A 15,720-nucleotide genomic window follows, 5' to 3' on the forward strand; every position below is an offset into this window, starting at 1 on the left:
TAAGGAGGTGATCCAACCGCAGGTTCCCCTACGGTTACCTTGTTACGACTTCACCCCAGTCATGAATCACAAAGTGGTAAGCGCCCTCCCGAAGGTTAAGCTACCTACTTCTTTTGCAACCCACTCCCATGGTGTGACGGGCGGTGTGTACAAGGCCCGGGAACGTATTCACCGTGGCATTCTGATCCACGATTACTAGCGATTCCGACTTCATGGAGTCGAGTTGCAGACTCCAATCCGGACTACGACATACTTTATGAGGTCCGCTTGCTCTCGCGAGGTCGCTTCTCTTTGTATATGCCATTGTAGCACGTGTGTAGCCCTACTCGTAAGGGCCATGATGACTTGACGTCATCCCCACCTTCCTCCAGTTTATCACTGGCAGTCTCCTTTGAGTTCCCGACCGAATCGCTGGCAACAAAGGATAAGGGTTGCGCTCGTTGCGGGACTTAACCCAACATTTCACAACACGAGCTGACGACAGCCATGCAGCACCTGTCTCACGGTTCCCGAAGGCACTAAAGCATCTCTGCTAAATTCCGTGGATGTCAAGAGTAGGTAAGGTTCTTCGCGTTGCATCGAATTAAACCACATGCTCCACCGCTTGTGCGGGCCCCCGTCAATTCATTTGAGTTTTAACCTTGCGGCCGTACTCCCCAGGCGGTCGACTTAACGCGTTAGCTCCGGAAGCCACGCCTCAAGGGCACAACCTCCAAGTCGACATCGTTTACGGCGTGGACTACCAGGGTATCTAATCCTGTTTGCTCCCCACGCTTTCGCACCTGAGCGTCAGTCTTTGTCCAGGGGGCCGCCTTCGCCACCGGTATTCCTCCAGATCTCTACGCATTTCACCGCTACACCTGGAATTCTACCCCCCTCTACAAGACTCTAGCCTGCCAGTTTCGGATGCAGTTCCCAGGTTGAGCCCGGGGATTTCACATCCGACTTGACAGACCGCCTGCGTGCGCTTTACGCCCAGTAATTCCGATTAACGCTTGCACCCTCCGTATTACCGCGGCTGCTGGCACGGAGTTAGCCGGTGCTTCTTCTGCGAGTAACGTCAATTGCTGCGGTTATTAACCTCAGCACCTTCCTCCTCGCTGAAAGTACTTTACAACCCGAAGGCCTTCTTCATACACGCGGCATGGCTGCATCAGGCTTGCGCCCATTGTGCAATATTCCCCACTGCTGCCTCCCGTAGGAGTCTGGACCGTGTCTCAGTTCCAGTGTGGCTGGTCATCCTCTCAGACCAGCTAGGGATCGTCGCCTAGGTGAGCCGTTACCCCACCTACTAGCTAATCCCATCTGGGCACATCCGATGGCAAGAGGCCCGAAGGTCCCCCTCTTTGGTCTTGCGACGTTATGCGGTATTAGCTACCGTTTCCAGTAGTTATCCCCCTCCATCGGGCAGTTTCCCAGACATTACTCACCCGTCCGCCACTCGTCACCCAAGGAGCAAGCTCCTCTGTGCTACCGTTCGACTTGCATGTGTTAGGCCTGCCGCCAGCGTTCAATCTGAGCCATGATCAAACTCTTCAATTTAAGTTTGATGCTCGTGAATTAAACTTCGTAATGAATTACGTGTTCACTCAGAGACTTGGTATTCATTTTTCGTCTTGCGACGTTAAGAATCCGTATCTTCGAGTGCCCACACAGATTGTCTGATAAATTGTTAAAGAGCAGTTGCGACGCGCTTTAGCGCTCTGTCGCGAGGTGGCGTATATTACGCTTTCCTCTTTCAGAGTCAACCCTCATTTTCAGGTTTTTCTCTTCAACCGGACCGGCTGTTTGTGTGAAGTGATTCACATCCGCCGTGTCGATGGAGGCGCATTATAGGGAGTCGACTCAGGAAGACAAGCGGAAAAATGCATTTTTGTTTCAACCGCTCACCTTTTATCCATAACGCTTACTTTTGCTTCTTTTTTATCGCCATTGGCAGGTCCGCCAGACTATTTAGCACTAAATCTGCCGCATTTTCTGCTTCCGGAGTGACTGGCTTGCCTGTGCGCACTAATACCTTCGTTCCTACATTTGCAGCTGTCGCCGCCTGCATATCTTCTATTTTGTCGCCCACCATATAAGAAGCAGCCATATCGATGTGCAGAAAGTCTCGGGCGGAGATCAACATGCCCGGATGCGGTTTACGGCAGTCGCAGACCTGGCGGTACTCTTCGACTGTGCCCTGCGGATGATGAGGACAATAATAGATACCATCCAGATCAACATCGCGATCGGCCAATGACCAATCCATCCATTCAGTCAACGTTTCGAATTGTGCCTCGGTAAATTTGCCACGGGCAATACCAGACTGGTTCGTCACGACAATCAGCGCATAACCCATCTTTTTAAGTTCACGCATAGCATCAATGACGCCGTCGATAAATTCGAACTCGTCGATCTCATGGACGTAACCGTGGTCCACATTAATAGTGCCGTCACGGTCGAGAAAAATTGCGGGTACAGTCTTTGCCACCTTTTATAGCTCCTGAATAAGGCATGTGGCTCTAGTATCGCATGTTTCGGCGGGCAAGAAAGTGCTCATCGTGCAAAGCTAGATTGATTTAGACGTCTGGATGCCTTAACATCCATCTTGTTGACGACTTCGACCGTCCCAGACAGACGAAAATGCCACGGCTAACTTAATTACGATAATAAATAACCAATGATTAAACTTTCGAATATCACCAAAGTGTTCCAGCAGGGGACTCGCACCATTCAGGCGCTTAATAATGTCAGCCTGCACGTTCCTGCCGGGCAGATTTATGGCGTCATTGGCGCCTCCGGTGCAGGTAAAAGTACGCTCATCCGCTGCGTAAACTTACTTGAACGCCCAACCGAAGGCAGCGTCCAGGTCGGCGGGCAGGAACTCACGACGCTTTCCGAGTCAGAGCTGACCAAAGCTCGCCGTCAAATCGGCATGATTTTCCAACACTTTAACCTGCTCTCTTCCCGCACCGTGTTTGGCAACGTCGCGCTGCCGCTGGAACTGGATAACACACCAAAAGAAGAGATTAAACGCCGTGTAACAGAACTGCTGGATTTAGTCGGTCTTGGCGACAAGCACGACAGCTACCCGGCCAACCTTTCCGGTGGACAAAAACAGCGTGTGGCGATCGCCCGTGCTCTGGCAAGTAATCCCAAAGTACTGCTGTGCGATGAAGCCACCAGCGCCCTTGACCCAGCAACAACCCGCTCGATTCTGGAATTGTTGAAAGACATTAACCGTCGCCTGGGTCTCACCATTCTGCTGATTACCCATGAGATGGACGTTGTAAAACGCATTTGTGACTGCGTGGCGGTCATCAGTAATGGTGAACTGATTGAGCAGGACACCGTCAGCGAAGTGTTCTCACACCCCAAAACCCCACTGGCGCAGAAGTTTATCCAGTCCACGCTGCACCTGGATATTCCGGAAGATTATCAGGAACGTTTAAAAGCAGAGCCGCAAGCCGACAGCGTGCCGATGTTGCGTATGGAATTCACCGGTCATTCGGTCGATGCACCGCTACTCTCTGAGACGGCCCGTCGCTTTAACGTGAATAACAACATTATCAGCGCACAGATGGATTACGCCGGCGGCGTGAAGTTCGGCATCATGCTGACTGAAATGCACGGTACACAAGAAGATACACAAGCAGCCATTAGCTGGTTGCAGGAACACCACGTAAAAGTAGAGGTACTGGGTTATGTCTGAGCCGATGATTTGGCTGCTGGTTCGCGGCGTATGGGAAACGCTGGCAATGACCTTTGTGTCCGGCTTTTTTGGCTTTGTGATTGGCCTGCCCGTTGGCGTACTGCTGTATGTGACGCGTCCAGGACAAATCATTGAGAACGCAAAGTTGTACCGCACGCTTTCTGCGCTGGTTAACATTTTCCGTTCCATCCCGTTCATTATTTTGCTGGTGTGGATGATTCCATTCACCCGCATGATTGTTGGCACCTCTATCGGGCTGCAGGCCGCTATCGTCCCGCTGACCGTCGGCGCCGCGCCATTTATTGCTCGTATGGTGGAAAACGCCCTGCTGGAAATCCCGACCGGGCTGATTGAAGCCTCGCGTGCAATGGGCGCTACGCCGCTGCAGATTGTTCGTAAGGTATTACTGCCAGAAGCGCTGCCAGGACTGGTCAATGCGGCCACCATCACCCTCATCACGCTGGTTGGTTACTCGGCGATGGGCGGTGCTGTCGGTGCCGGTGGTCTTGGCCAGATTGGCTATCAGTATGGTTACATTGGGTATAACGCTACCGTAATGAATACAGTGCTGGTATTGCTCGTCGTTCTGGTTTATTTAATTCAGTTATCCGGCGATCGCATCGTCCGGGCAGTCACGCACAAATAACGTTACACACAACACTAAAAACTCATTAAGAAAAGGAAATAAGCATGGCGTTCAAATTCAAAACCTTTGCGGCAGTTGGAGCCCTGATCGGTTCTCTGGCACTTGTGGGTTGTGGCCAGGATGAAAAAGATCCTAACCACATCAAAGTGGGCGTTATTGTTGGCGCAGAGCAGCAGGTTGCTGAGGTCGCCCAGAAAGTGGCTAAAGAAAAATACGGTCTGGATGTTGAATTGGTAACGTTCAACGATTATGTCCTGCCCAATGAAGCGCTGAGCAAAGGCGATATCGATGCTAACGCCTTCCAGCACAAACCGTACCTGGATCAGCAGATCAAAGATCGTGGTTACAAACTGGTTGCCGTAGGTAATACCTTTGTTTACCCGATTGCGGGCTATTCTAAAAAAATCAAATCACTGGATGAACTGCAGGACGGTTCACAGGTCGCGATTCCAAACGACCCGACTAACCTCGGCCGTTCCCTGCTGCTGCTGCAGAAAGTCGGTTTGATTAAACTGAAAGATGGCGTTGGCCTGCTGCCGACCGCGCTGGACGTGATTGAAAACCCGAAAAACCTGAAGCTGGTTGAACTGGAAGCGCCGCAGTTGCCACGCTCACTGGATGACGCGCAAATCGCGCTGGCAGTCATCAACACCACCTATGCCAGCCAGATCGGCCTGACTCCGGCAAAAGACGGTATCTTTGTTGAAGATAAAGATTCCCCATACGTAAACCTGATCGTGACGCGTGAAGACAATAAAGACGCTGAGAACGTGAAGAAATTCGTTGAAGCATACCAGTCAGACGAAGTTTACGAAGCGGCAAACAAAGTCTTCAACGGCGGTGCTGTTAAAGGCTGGTAATTTTAGGCTGTTTTCACAATCTGTAATATCATCAGGACGGGCGCTTGCCCGTCTTGTCATTTATGCAAGCACCTGATTCAATATCTGACGTTTAGATCATTCATTGAGGAAATATTATGCGTGCTTTACCGATCTGTTTAGTAGCACTCATGCTGAGCGGCTGTTCTATGTTAAGCAGATCCCCTGTTGAACCCGTTCAAAGCACCGCTACCCCGCCAAAAGCGGAGCCGGAAAAACCAAAAGCACCGCGCGCGACGCCGGTCAGAATTATCACCAATGCAGAAGATCTGGTCGGTAAACCATTCCGCGATCTTGGCGAAGTGAGCGGAGAGTCCTGCCAGGCATCAAACCAGGATTCACCTCCGAGTATCCCAACCGCACGCAAACGCATGCAGATAAACGCATCCAAAATGAAAGCCAATGCGGTATTGCTGCACAGCTGCGAAGTTACCAGCGGGACGCCGGGCTGCTATCGTCAGGCAGTTTGCATCGGTTCTGCCCTGAACATTTCGTCTAAATGAGTCATTTTCAGTTCGAGCAAATAGGCGTTATCCGCTCTCCTTATAAAGAAAAGTTCGCTGTGCCACGCCAGCCGGGTCTGGTGAAAAGCGCCAACGGTGAACTGCATTTGCTCGCGCCCTATAACCAGGCCGATGCTGTTCGCGGCCTGGAAGCATTCAGCCATTTGTGGGTGATTTTTGTTTTTCACCAGACAATGGAAGGTGGATGGCGTCCAACCGTGCGCCCTCCCCGTCTTGGCGGTAACGCCAGAATGGGCGTCTTTGCCACGCGCTCGACCTTCCGTCCTAATCCTATCGGCATGTCGCTGGTTGCGTTAAAAGAAATTGTCTGCCACAAAGAGAGCGTCATTCTGAAACTGGGTAGCCTGGACCTGGTCGACGGAACGCCAGTGGTCGACATCAAACCTTATCTGCCATTTGCAGAAGCACTGCCTGACGCCACTGCCAGCTACGCGCAGCATGCGCCGGTTGCTGAAATGGCGGTAAGTTTCACTACAGAGGTTGAACAACAGCTTCTGACGCTGGAAAAACGTTATCCATTGCTGAAAACATTTATCGGCGAAGTACTGGCGCAGGACCCACGTCCTGCGTATCGTAAGGGTGAAGAGACAGGCAAAACGTATGCCGTCTGGCTACACGATTTCAACGTGCGCTGGCGCGTAACAGAAGAAGGTTTTGAAGTCTTTGCGCTTGAACCCCGCTAATTTCGTGCCCTTCTCTTTTGACATCCCTTTCTCGCTGGTAAACTAAACCACTTTTTTTGTGTCAGGCTGGCATCCAGCCTGTTCGATCGTTCAACTGGAACCGTAACAACATGCGTACTAGCCAATATCTGCTCTCCACTCTGAAGGAGACACCTGCCGACGCCGAAGTCATCAGCCACCAGCTGATGCTGCGCGCCGGGATGATCCGCAAGCTGGCCTCCGGGTTATACACCTGGCTGCCGACCGGCGTGCGCGTCCTGAAAAAAGTCGAAAACATCGTGCGTGAAGAAATGAACAACGCCGGTGCGATCGAGGTGTTGATGCCGGTCGTTCAGCCTTCTGAACTGTGGGAAGAGAGCGGTCGTTGGGAACAGTACGGCCCGGAACTGCTGCGTATCGCAGACCGTGGCGATCGTTCATTCGTACTCGGCCCAACGCATGAAGAAGTCATCACCGACCTGATCCGTAATGAGTTAAGCTCTTACAAACAGCTGCCGCTGAACTTCTATCAGATCCAGACGAAATTCCGTGACGAAGTTCGCCCACGCTTCGGCGTGATGCGTTCCCGCGAATTCCTGATGAAAGATGCCTATTCTTTCCACACCTCTCAGGAATCTCTGCAGGAAACCTACGACGCCATGTATGCCGCATACAGCAAAATCTTCAGCCGTATGGGTCTGGATTTCCGTGCAGTACAGGCTGATACCGGCTCTATCGGCGGTAGCGCTTCTCATGAATTCCAGGTACTGGCACAGAGCGGCGAAGATGACGTTGTATTCTCCGACAGTTCCGATTTTGCTGCCAACATCGAATTTGCTGAAGCCGTTGCGCCGAAAGAACCCCGCGCAGCCGCCACTCAGGAAATGACGCTGGTTGACACACCGAATGCGAAAACTATCGCGGAACTGGTTGAACAGTTTAATCTGCCAATCGAAAAAACCGTTAAGACCCTGCTGGTGAAAGCGGTTGAAGGCAGCAGCTACCCGCTGGTTGCTCTGCTGGTTCGCGGCGATCACGAACTGAACGAAGTCAAAGCAGAAAAACTGCCGCAGGTTGCCAGCCCGCTGACTTTTGCTACTGAAGAAGAAATCCGTGCCGTCGTGAAAGCAGGTCCGGGTTCTCTTGGTCCGGTGAACATGCCGATTCCCGTGGTTATCGATCGTACCGTTGCGGTAATGAGCGATTTCGCTGCTGGTGCCAACATCGATGGTAAACACTATTTCGGTATTAACTGGGATCGTGATGTTGCAACTCCGGAAGTGGCAGATATCCGTAACGTGGTCGCAGGCGACCCAAGCCCGGATGGAAAAGGCACACTACTGATTAAACGTGGTATCGAAGTGGGCCACATCTTCCAACTGGGTACCAAGTATTCTGAAGCGATGAAAGCTGCTGTTCAGGGTGAAGATGGCCGTAATCAGATTCTGACCATGGGCTGCTACGGCATCGGGGTGACTCGCGTGGTTGCTGCCGCTATTGAGCAGAACTTTGACGATCGCGGCATTGTATGGCCAGACGCCATCGCACCGTTCCAGGTCGCTATTCTGCCAATGAACATGCACAAATCCTACCGTGTGCAGGAACTGGCTGAGAAGCTGTACGCAGAACTGCGTGCACAGGGTATCGAAGTGCTGATGGACGATCGTAAAGAGCGTCCAGGCGTGATGTTTGCCGATATGGAGCTGATCGGTGTTCCGCACACTATCGTGCTCGGCGACCGTAACCTCGATAACGATGATATTGAATACAAATACCGTCGTAACGGCGAGAAACAGCTGATTAAAACCGGCGACATTGTCGACTATCTGGTCAAAGCCATTAAAGGCTAACTCCGGTAAAAGGCCCTGACGATCAGGGCCTTTTTTACATCAATTAATTACATCCTTTACCGGGGATAAATTTCGCATCTTTATCCGCCATCAGCGTTTTCACTTTCTCGCCGGTGTCCGGGTTCGCCTCCATTGTGAAATGCGCTTCCAGCGTCAGCAATACAGATTGCCCGTTTTCCGTGCGCGCGGCTAAATAGTCACGTTCAAGCTGAGCGTTATTCGCTACCGGCATCCGTTGACCGGTTGCGCAGTCGGTAAAGATTGCCGCGTCAGCCATATAGAAGTACATCCCCCGCATCGGCATTGGCGTTACCGGTAAGCTGGCGGAAACCGGCTGAAGGGTGTAGTTGAACTGCGACTCAATCGGATTGCCTTCACGATCGAGCATTTCCAGCGCCTCGCCTTTTGCCCGGTAGTACGATTTTTCACCTTTACTATCCGTCAGCACCAGCTTGTCGGCAGTACGCGCCCATTTCCCATAAGACGCAAAGGAGGATGGCTCATCCCGTACGCCCTGGTAGCGTTCGTTCATCACCCATGTGCCGTCTTTTTCCAGGAACAGCGACGTTTCAATCCCTTCGCAGTCCGCGCAAGGCAAAATGCCACGCCAACTTTGCTGCATCGGTTTTAATTCTGCCGCCCGCGTTGGCTGTAATGCGTCGACCTCAGTGCGATTGTTACAGCCGATCAAGGAAAAGAGCGTGCATGCAGCGACTACGGACAATATTGCTGTTTTCACTATGAATTCCTTATAAATTTTTATTCCCGCTCGTCAGTCTTGCGTTCGACGAACTTTCCCGCGCAGTGCCTTCACTGTGGATTTTTGCGCCTTCGATGACAACCTGCGCTCTTTCGAGGCGCGCGTAGGGCGAGTTGCCTGCCGGCTTTTTTGCACCGCGGTTAATTCTTTTATCACCGCCACCAGTCGGGAGATTGCCGCTTCCCGGTTCAACTCCTGGCTACGGTATTCCTGCGCCTTAATAATAATGACACCATCGCCGCTGATCAGATGATGACTGGCAGCCAACAGGCGTTCCTTATAATACTCTGGCAGCCCAGAGGCCCGAATGTCAAAGCGCAAATGGATAGCCGTCGAGGTCTTATTAACGTGCTGACCGCCCGCGCCCTGTGCCCGAATCGCCGTGATTTCCAGCTCGTTATCTGGGATAGAGACATTTCGGGAGATAACGATCATGAACGCGGCTGCCACGCGGTCAGGTGAATTTCCAGATTATTCTGAGAATCGGACAGCCAGATAGCGCCATCCTGAATAGTCGCCTGTAGTGCCATTGTACGACCGGCAAAGTCACTCAGTTGTGCCAGTTGTTCATCATCCAGATACCACACGGTAAGATTTTTAAACTGCGCACACTTGCTCTGGTTTTGCTGCCACCAGATCTGGGCAGCTCGACTGTTGTAAGCAAACAGGGCTACCTCACCGGACTGGGTGCAGGCTTTCTTAATACGGCGCTCATCCGGTAGGCCCAGTTCAATCCAAAGATCGATACCCAGATGGTCGTTGCGCAACCATGCTTCGGGTTCGTCTTCAGCGCTTAAACCACGCGTGAACTGCAGCCGTTCATCGGCATATTTAATCCAGGCCAGCAGACGCAGCATCATGCGTTCCTGGGTTTCTGAAGGGTGACGCGCCAGCGTCAAGGCCGCGTCAAGAAACTGGTTGCGGTCAAGATCCGCGACGTTGACAACGGCTTTATAAATTGTCGCTTTAAGCGCCATGAGAGAACTCCTTTCGAATCAGGCGCACATTGTAGCGAAAACGGCGGCAAAAGGCTGCTAACGACTAACGTGTGTACCGTCTATCAAGGCGCTGATATTGCTTGAATGAGTATGGTATAGTCACCTTGCTAAACAGAGTTTATCTTCGTAGGCTTAGACTTGCATCCACGGTTAAGTCAGAGTGCTGACAGGAGGGCATGTGGAAAAATATTGTGAGTTAATACGCAAGCGGTACGCGGAAATCGCCAGCGGAGACTTAGGGTATGTCCCGGATGCGCTGGGTTGCGTATTGAAGGTACTTAATGAAGTGGCGGCAGACAGCGCCCTTTCAGAGTCGGTCAGGGAAAAGGCGGCCTATGCTGCCGCGAACTTACTGGTGAGCGATTATGTCAATGAATGAAACGTATCAACCCATCAACTGTGATGATTACGACAATCTTGAACTCGCCTGCCAGCACCATTTGTTACTGACGCTGACGCTCAAAGATGGCGAAGTTCTACAGGCAAAAGCAAATGACCTGGTTTCCCGCAAAAATGTGGAATATCTGGTCGCCGATGTCTCGGGTGAAACCCGTGAGCTTCGCCTCGACAAAATTGCCAGTTTCAGTCACCCACAAATCGGTACCGTGGTGGTCAGCGAATCTTAACCTTTCTTGCACCTTATCCGGCCTACTTTCCATACGATACGTAGGCCTGATAAGCGCCGCGCCATCAGGCACGCCACACCAGACTCACCCCTTCTTCACCTTTTGCCAGCCCTTCATGTGTCACGAAAACCCCTGCTGCCGCAATCAGCGTGTCACCGTAAAACAGTAATGGCGTCGTATCTCGCCGCCAGGGAGGAATCCCCTGCTCCTGCCAGATTTTTTTAAGCTTACGCCCACCGTTGCGCCCGACAATATGCAATAACCCAGGCGCTTTAAAACGAATGCTGACGGCTTCATCCGCTTGTGGCATACGCAATTCACCAGCAGGGATGAGCTGCACCGAGCCTAACCCAACTGGCAGCGCCAACGGCGTTTTCCAGAATTGCCACGGAATGACGGTTTCACTTTGACCGCCAACCGACTTCACCCACCACAGCTGTGACTGATAACGACGGACGTCATACTCACCGAGGCGAAAACAGGGCGATGCGTCTTCACGTGCCAACGCGACTTCCTGCCAGATACGTTCTAACGCATCACGGGAAGGCATCGGCGCATTTAATCCCGCCAGCCAACGGCGAAGCAGAGCGGCACGCCGCACGTTGCTCATCACCATTAACGGCGCCAGCAACAGTGTGTCATGGGATGTGACGCACCTGGCTAAATCGCTGGCCAGCAATTCATCCAGTAAGCTCTCCTGCTCAGCGCACAGCGCGGCGCTGCGAGCAGTGGCTTGTGCGAAGTGCGGCCAGCGCTGTTGGAGTAATGGGGTAACGCGCAATCTGAGAAAATTGCGATCGTAGGTATCATCCTGATTGCTTTCATCTTCTATCCAGCATAATTCATGCTGTCGCGCCCATGCTTCAAGCGCTTCTCGCGTTTGCGCCAGCAACGGTCGAATCAATTGAGTTCCGGCAAACGGTGAGCTTTCTCCCATGGCGGATAGTCCGGCGGGACCACTGCCGCGCTTAAGCGCCAGCAGGAATGTTTCACACTGGTCATCGAGATGCTGGGCGGTCATCAGCACCTCGCCCGGGAGTAAGATCTGCGCAAATGCCTGATAGCGCGCGCGTCGCGCCTGCGCTTCGATGCCCAGGCCATCATCCTCAAGATGGACCCGTTCAACCACCAGCGGCACCTGCCACTGCGCACATACCGACTCACAGTGCTGTACCCAACTGTCTGCGTGCGGGCTTAATCCGTGATGAATATGGATTGCGCGTAGGGTGACATCAGGATGCTGCGCTCGCCACAGCACCAACTGATGCAGTAGTACGGTAGAGTCGAGGCCGCCGCTAAAGGCAACGAGGATCGCGTTAGTGTTCAGAAGTGAAGTGTTCAGCGTGAGTGTCGTCATGATGGTTGCTTACAATGGCATTGCCCGGCACGTTACCGGGCTAACGCCACAATGACAAGCCTTACAGCTCGTACAGTTCAAGCGGTAATCCGTCTGGATCGTTAAAAAACGTAAAACGTTTGCCGGTAAACGGATCGATGCGTACCGGCTCGCATTTCACATGATGGGCCTCCAGATAAGCAATCGACTTCTCCACATCCTCGACGCTGAACGCCAGATGGCGTAAACCACAGGCTTCCGGTCGGCTCGGGCGGCACGGCGGGAAAGGAAAAGAAAACAGCTCAATCACGTACTGGCCGTTCAGCGCCAGATCGCCTTTCCAGGAGTCGCGTTCTTCCCGGTAGGCTTCACTCATTAACGTGAAGCCTAATACATCGCAGTAAAATGCCTTACTGGCCCTGTAGTCCGTCGCAATAATGGCAATATGGTGAACCTGTTTTAACCCCAGCATGTTCTTCGCCTCTTTAATTTTACTCTCAGCACGTTACTCGTGCGCAACGGGTTCCGGCAAGTCGTTATGCCATTTTTAGGACTCTCACACGATACACGCCGTCCTCACCCAACTTAGCCCCATGAATGTCAGTTTCAAATCCAGGGTAGCGCTGCCCCACCGAGCACAGCATCAGCAGGAAATCGAGTACTGACCGGCTTTTTTCTGTGATCATTTCTCCGGGCATCAGCAGCGGGACACCTGGAGGATAAGGCAGGATCATATTGGCGGAAACGCGCCCCACCAGTTGATCAAGAGTGACTGTCTCGACGTCACCTTTAATTTGCCGCTGCCAGGCCTGATGAGGCGTCATTTTCATTTCCGGCAACGTGTCGAATGCCCGCAGCATCAGCCCGGAGAGATCGTGCTGGCGGATCAATTGATGGATTCCCTGTGCCAGATCCTGAATACGCATAGTGCGATAAAAATCGGGATCCTCAGCATACAGATCCGGCAACATATTTTTCACGCGTAAATTCAGGTCGTATGAACGTTTAAATTCCGTCAGGCCGCGCAGCAGCCCCATCGCCCGGGTTTTATCAATACCAATACTGAACAGGAACAACAGATTATACGGGCCCGTTTTCTCCACGACGACACCGCGTTCATCAAGGAATTTCGCCACCAGCGCAGCGGGGATCCCCTCTGCGCTCATATTTCCCAGCTCATCCATCCCTGGCGTCAGAATGGTCACTTTCACCGGGTCGAGGAACATGTGGTCGGCGTCAGCATCGACAAAGCCATGCCAGTCTTCACCAGGTGCTACCGGCCAGCACTCTGCTTCATCTACCTTTTCCGGTTGCCAAATATCAAAGAACCAGCCGTCAGATTCTTCACGCAGCCGCTGGACTTCTTTACGGAAATGCAGCGCCCTCTCAACCGAACGATTGATCAGGCGCTTGCCTGAATTCCCGCGTAGCATTGCCGCCGCCGTTTCTATCGACGCCACTATCGGGTAGCTCGGCGACGTGGAGGTGTGCATCATAAAGGCTTCGTTGAACGTCTCTTCATCGTAGTCGCCCTTAATGTGGATCAGCGAAGCTTGTGACAACGCCGCCAGCATCTTGTGGGTGGACTGGGTTTCAAAAATCACTTTCCCCGGCACCCGCTCGCCGCTCATCCCGCTTTTCCCCTGATAGATCGGATGAAAATGGGTATACGGCACCCAGGCCGAATCAAAATGGATAGAGGGCACATCCAGCGTTTGCTTGATCCAGTTAGTGTTGTAGAGCAAGCCGTCGTAAGTTGAGTTAGTAATTACCGCATGCATCGGCCATTGCGCCTGAGGGATCTCTTCTACCTTGCGTTCGATGCTTTCGCGAGTGAATTCCCGACGGGGTATACCGCCGAGGATCCCCAGCGCATTGCGCGTCGGCTTTAGCCATACGGGCACGACATCGCTCATCATCAGCAAATGCGCCAGCGACTTATGGCAGTTGCGGTCAATCAGTAGCGTACTTCCCGAAGGTGCGGCATACATGCCGACAATCTTGTTCGACGTCGAGGTGCCGTTGGTCACCATATAGCTCTGCTCGGCGCCAAACGTGCGCGCAATATACTCCTCCGCTTCCAGATGCGGACCGGTATGGTCGAGCAGCGATCCCAGCTCAGTCACCGAAATGGAGACATCAGCCTTAAGCGTATTGCCGCCAAAGAAATCATAGAACAGGCAGCCGACCGGACTTTTCTGATACGCCGTTCCCGCCATGTGTCCGGGCGTGCAGAAGGTATACTTTCCTTCCTTTACATAGGTAAACAGCGCTTTGGTAAAGGGTGGCGTAATGTTGTCGAGATATTCATTGGTGTACTGGCGAATACGCGTAGCAATATCGTCAGACTGACCCAATGCGTACTCAAAGAACCACAGCGCCATGCGCAGATCGTGTGCGCTGACATCCATCGTCGAATGGGTATTAATAAAGGCATAAAGTGGGAGGTATTCGTTAAGCTGATTGATGTCGCTACACAAATCCAGACTGTATTCATCCCAGTCAAAAATGACGCCGCAAATTCGCGGGTTATGCTCGATAAACTTCAGCAGGTCGACGCTATTCTGCGGCCAGATAATCTGAAATCCCTGCTGCTGCAGCGCACGTTCAAGTTCCTTGATGGGCTCATCTTTGTAAAAGACGCCATGCGGTCCCATGATGGCAATGATATTCATGCGTTCCTCCTGGAAAAACCTTAGTTAAGCATAGCCTGGTCAAACCACAGGTAAAAAAAAGGGCCACAACGTTGTGGCCCTTTTCAGAATAAATGCAGTTTACGCGTAACCGTAGCTCATCAGACGCTGATAACGACGGTTTTTCAAATCATCTTTGCTTAACACGTCAAGATCGGCAAGATCGGCCAACAGCTGTGCTTTCAGTGATGCAGCCATCACTTCCGGGTTGCGGTGTGCCCCCCCCAGCGGCTCCGGGATGATAGAGTCGATAAGTTTCAGCTCTTTCAGACGCGGTGCGATAATCCCCATCGCTTCTGCAGCCAGCGGGGCTTTGTCTGCACTTTTCCACAGAATAGAAGCACAACCTTCCGGGGAGATAACGGAATAAGTGCTGTATTGCAGCATATTCACTTTATCCCCCACACCGATCGCCAGTGCGCCACCGGAGCCACCTTCACCGATAACGGTACAGATAACCGGCACGCTCAGACGTGACATTTCACGCAGGTTGCGCGCAATCGCTTCAGACTGTCCACGCTCTTCCGCGCCCACGCCCGGATATGCTCCAGGAGTGTCGATGAAGGTAATGATCGGCATATTGAAACGTTCAGCCATTTCCATCAGACGCAGCGCTTTGCGATAGCCTTCCGGCGCTGGCATGCCGAAGTTACGACGAATTTTCTCTTTGGTCTCACGGCCTTTCTGATGACCGATGATCATCACCGGACGGCCATCCAGACGCGCGATGCCGCCGACAATAGCCTTGTCATCCGCATAGGCACGATCGCCCGCCAGCTCATCAAATTCATCAAACGCCAGGCGGACATAATCCAGGGTGTATGGACGCTGTGGATGGCGAGCCAGCTGGGCTACCTGCCATGCGCCAAGATCGGCGAAGATTTTACGCGTCAGTTCTACGCTTTTTTCACGCAGACGATGCACTTCTTCATCGATGTTAATATCCAGTTTCTCATCCTGACGGCTAACCGCAGTCAGAGAATCGATTTTTGCTTCCAGCTCTGCAATCGGCTGTTCAAAATCAAGGAAATTCAGACTCATAGTATTCCTGTA

At 52.4% G+C, this 15,720-nt stretch carries 16 protein-coding genes and 1 rRNA gene; 8 read left to right on the forward strand and 9 right to left on the reverse strand.

All coding sequences use genetic code 11. From position 1 onward, the window contains the following. Together OGX91_RS13785 and gmhB are read right to left on the reverse strand one after the other, a co-directional pair. Positions 1-1,542, reverse strand: a 16S ribosomal RNA gene (locus OGX91_RS13785). A gap of 364 nt (positions 1,543-1,906) precedes the next feature. Beyond that, positions 1,907-2,473: a D-glycero-beta-D-manno-heptose 1,7-bisphosphate 7-phosphatase gene (gene gmhB, locus OGX91_RS13790; protein ID WP_005132069.1), complete on the reverse strand. Its 567-nt coding sequence runs from the start codon at positions 2,471-2,473 to the stop codon at positions 1,907-1,909. A gap of 189 nt (positions 2,474-2,662) precedes the next feature. Between gmhB and metN the strand changes: the two genes are divergently transcribed. The 6 genes from metN to proS all read left to right on the forward strand — a co-directional run bounded on the left by metN (position 2,663) and on the right by proS (position 8,254). Then, positions 2,663-3,694, forward strand: coding sequence for a methionine ABC transporter ATP-binding protein MetN (metN, locus tag OGX91_RS13795; RefSeq protein WP_005132072.1), 1,032 nt, complete (start codon positions 2,663-2,665; stop codon positions 3,692-3,694). Then, positions 3,687-4,340 carry a methionine ABC transporter permease MetI gene (locus OGX91_RS13800; protein ID WP_005132073.1) on the forward strand — a complete coding sequence of 218 codons (654 nt, stop codon included), beginning with the start codon at positions 3,687-3,689 and terminating at the stop codon, positions 4,338-4,340. The genes metN and OGX91_RS13800 overlap by 8 nt, the downstream gene beginning before the upstream one ends. Positions 4,341-4,384: 44 nt before the next feature. Further along, positions 4,385-5,200 carry a methionine ABC transporter substrate-binding lipoprotein MetQ gene (gene metQ / locus OGX91_RS13805; RefSeq protein ID WP_003829145.1) on the forward strand — a complete coding sequence of 272 codons (816 nt, stop codon included), beginning with the start codon at positions 4,385-4,387 and terminating at the stop codon, positions 5,198-5,200. Positions 5,201-5,316: 116 nt separating this feature from the next. Then, entirely contained in the window at positions 5,317-5,721 is a 405-nt protein-coding gene (gene rcsF, locus OGX91_RS13810) for an envelope stress sensor lipoprotein RcsF (protein ID WP_040230040.1), read from the forward strand. After that, entirely contained in the window at positions 5,718-6,425 is a 708-nt protein-coding gene (gene tsaA, locus OGX91_RS13815) for a tRNA (N6-threonylcarbamoyladenosine(37)-N6)-methyltransferase TrmO (RefSeq protein WP_005132077.1), read from the forward strand. The genes rcsF and tsaA overlap by 4 nt, the downstream gene beginning before the upstream one ends. Before the next feature lie 110 nt (positions 6,426-6,535). After that, positions 6,536-8,254, forward strand: coding sequence for a proline--tRNA ligase (proS, locus tag OGX91_RS13820; protein ID WP_040230039.1), 1,719 nt, complete (start codon positions 6,536-6,538; stop codon positions 8,252-8,254). A 43-nt stretch (positions 8,255-8,297) separates the two neighbouring features. Here the strand turns inward: proS and nlpE are convergent, their stop codons facing one another. Genes nlpE through OGX91_RS13835 form a run of 3 tightly spaced genes read right to left on the reverse strand, consistent with a single transcriptional unit; the run spans position 8,298 to position 9,991 of the window. Further along, positions 8,298-8,996: an envelope stress response activation lipoprotein NlpE gene (gene nlpE / locus OGX91_RS13825; protein ID WP_155021536.1), complete on the reverse strand. Its 699-nt coding sequence runs from the start codon at positions 8,994-8,996 to the stop codon at positions 8,298-8,300. Between the two features lie 30 nt (positions 8,997-9,026). Beyond that, on the reverse strand, positions 9,027-9,449 hold the full coding sequence (arfB, locus tag OGX91_RS13830; protein WP_005132081.1) for an alternative ribosome rescue aminoacyl-tRNA hydrolase ArfB: 423 nt from the start codon (positions 9,447-9,449) through the stop codon (positions 9,027-9,029). Then, complete coding sequence (locus tag OGX91_RS13835; RefSeq protein ID WP_040230036.1) at positions 9,446-9,991, reverse strand: YaeQ family protein; 546 nt, start codon at positions 9,989-9,991, stop codon at positions 9,446-9,448. The genes arfB and OGX91_RS13835 overlap by 4 nt, the downstream gene beginning before the upstream one ends. A gap of 199 nt (positions 9,992-10,190) precedes the next feature. Here OGX91_RS13835 and OGX91_RS13840 point away from each other — a divergent pair, with 199 nt between their 5' ends. Beyond that, positions 10,191-10,391: a YaeP family protein gene (locus OGX91_RS13840; RefSeq protein ID WP_005132083.1), complete on the forward strand. Its 201-nt coding sequence runs from the start codon at positions 10,191-10,193 to the stop codon at positions 10,389-10,391. Then, on the forward strand, positions 10,378-10,638 hold the full coding sequence (gene rof / locus OGX91_RS13845; RefSeq protein ID WP_040230035.1) for a Rho-binding antiterminator: 261 nt from the start codon (positions 10,378-10,380) through the stop codon (positions 10,636-10,638). The genes OGX91_RS13840 and rof overlap by 14 nt, the downstream gene beginning before the upstream one ends. Before the next feature lie 64 nt (positions 10,639-10,702). Here the strand turns inward: rof and tilS are convergent, their stop codons facing one another. From tilS to accA, 4 genes are all read right to left on the reverse strand, one after another. Next, entirely contained in the window at positions 10,703-11,995 is a 1,293-nt protein-coding gene (gene tilS / locus OGX91_RS13850) for a tRNA lysidine(34) synthetase TilS (RefSeq protein ID WP_040230034.1), read from the reverse strand. Between the two features lie 61 nt (positions 11,996-12,056). Further along, positions 12,057-12,446 carry a VOC family protein gene (locus OGX91_RS13855; RefSeq protein WP_286626553.1) on the reverse strand — a complete coding sequence of 130 codons (390 nt, stop codon included), beginning with the start codon at positions 12,444-12,446 and terminating at the stop codon, positions 12,057-12,059. Positions 12,447-12,510: 64 nt separating this feature from the next. Further along, on the reverse strand, positions 12,511-14,649 hold the full coding sequence (ldcC, locus tag OGX91_RS13860) for a lysine decarboxylase LdcC (protein ID WP_286626554.1): 2,139 nt from the start codon (positions 14,647-14,649) through the stop codon (positions 12,511-12,513). 99 nt (positions 14,650-14,748) lie between these two features. Next, a complete protein-coding gene (accA, locus tag OGX91_RS13865; protein WP_003018513.1) occupies positions 14,749-15,708 on the reverse strand; it encodes an acetyl-CoA carboxylase carboxyl transferase subunit alpha in 960 nt (319 codons plus the stop codon). Between the last annotated feature and the right edge of the window lie 12 nt (positions 15,709-15,720).

The sequence above is a fragment of the Citrobacter sp. Cpa228 genome, from assembly GCF_030333085.1.
GTDB lineage: Bacteria > Pseudomonadota > Gammaproteobacteria > Enterobacterales > Enterobacteriaceae > Citrobacter > Citrobacter pasteurii.

Excerpts from the sequence above, each read along its gene's own strand:
- metN (WP_005132072.1), top strand. The coding sequence starts at position 2,663 with ATGATTAAACTTTCGAATATCACCAAAGTGTTCCAGCAGGGGACTCGC.
- OGX91_RS13800 (WP_005132073.1), top strand. The coding sequence starts at position 3,687 with ATGTCTGAGCCGATGATTTGGCTGCTGGTTCGCGGCGTATGGGAAACG.
- metQ (WP_003829145.1), top strand. The coding sequence starts at position 4,385 with ATGGCGTTCAAATTCAAAACCTTTGCGGCAGTTGGAGCCCTGATCGGT.
- rcsF (WP_040230040.1), top strand. The coding sequence starts at position 5,317 with ATGCGTGCTTTACCGATCTGTTTAGTAGCACTCATGCTGAGCGGCTGT.
- tsaA (WP_005132077.1), top strand. The coding sequence starts at position 5,718 with ATGAGTCATTTTCAGTTCGAGCAAATAGGCGTTATCCGCTCTCCTTAT.
- proS (WP_040230039.1), top strand. The coding sequence starts at position 6,536 with ATGCGTACTAGCCAATATCTGCTCTCCACTCTGAAGGAGACACCTGCC.
- arfB (WP_005132081.1), bottom strand. The coding sequence starts at position 9,449 with ATGATCGTTATCTCCCGAAATGTCTCTATCCCAGATAACGAGCTGGAA.
- OGX91_RS13835 (WP_040230036.1), bottom strand. The coding sequence starts at position 9,991 with ATGGCGCTTAAAGCGACAATTTATAAAGCCGTTGTCAACGTCGCGGAT.
- rof (WP_040230035.1), top strand. The coding sequence starts at position 10,378 with ATGTCAATGAATGAAACGTATCAACCCATCAACTGTGATGATTACGAC.
- tilS (WP_040230034.1), bottom strand. The coding sequence starts at position 11,995 with ATGACGACACTCACGCTGAACACTTCACTTCTGAACACTAACGCGATC.
- OGX91_RS13855 (WP_286626553.1), bottom strand. The coding sequence starts at position 12,446 with ATGCTGGGGTTAAAACAGGTTCACCATATTGCCATTATTGCGACGGAC.
- ldcC (WP_286626554.1), bottom strand. The coding sequence starts at position 14,649 with ATGAATATCATTGCCATCATGGGACCGCATGGCGTCTTTTACAAAGAT.
- accA (WP_003018513.1), bottom strand. The coding sequence starts at position 15,708 with ATGAGTCTGAATTTCCTTGATTTTGAACAGCCGATTGCAGAGCTGGAA.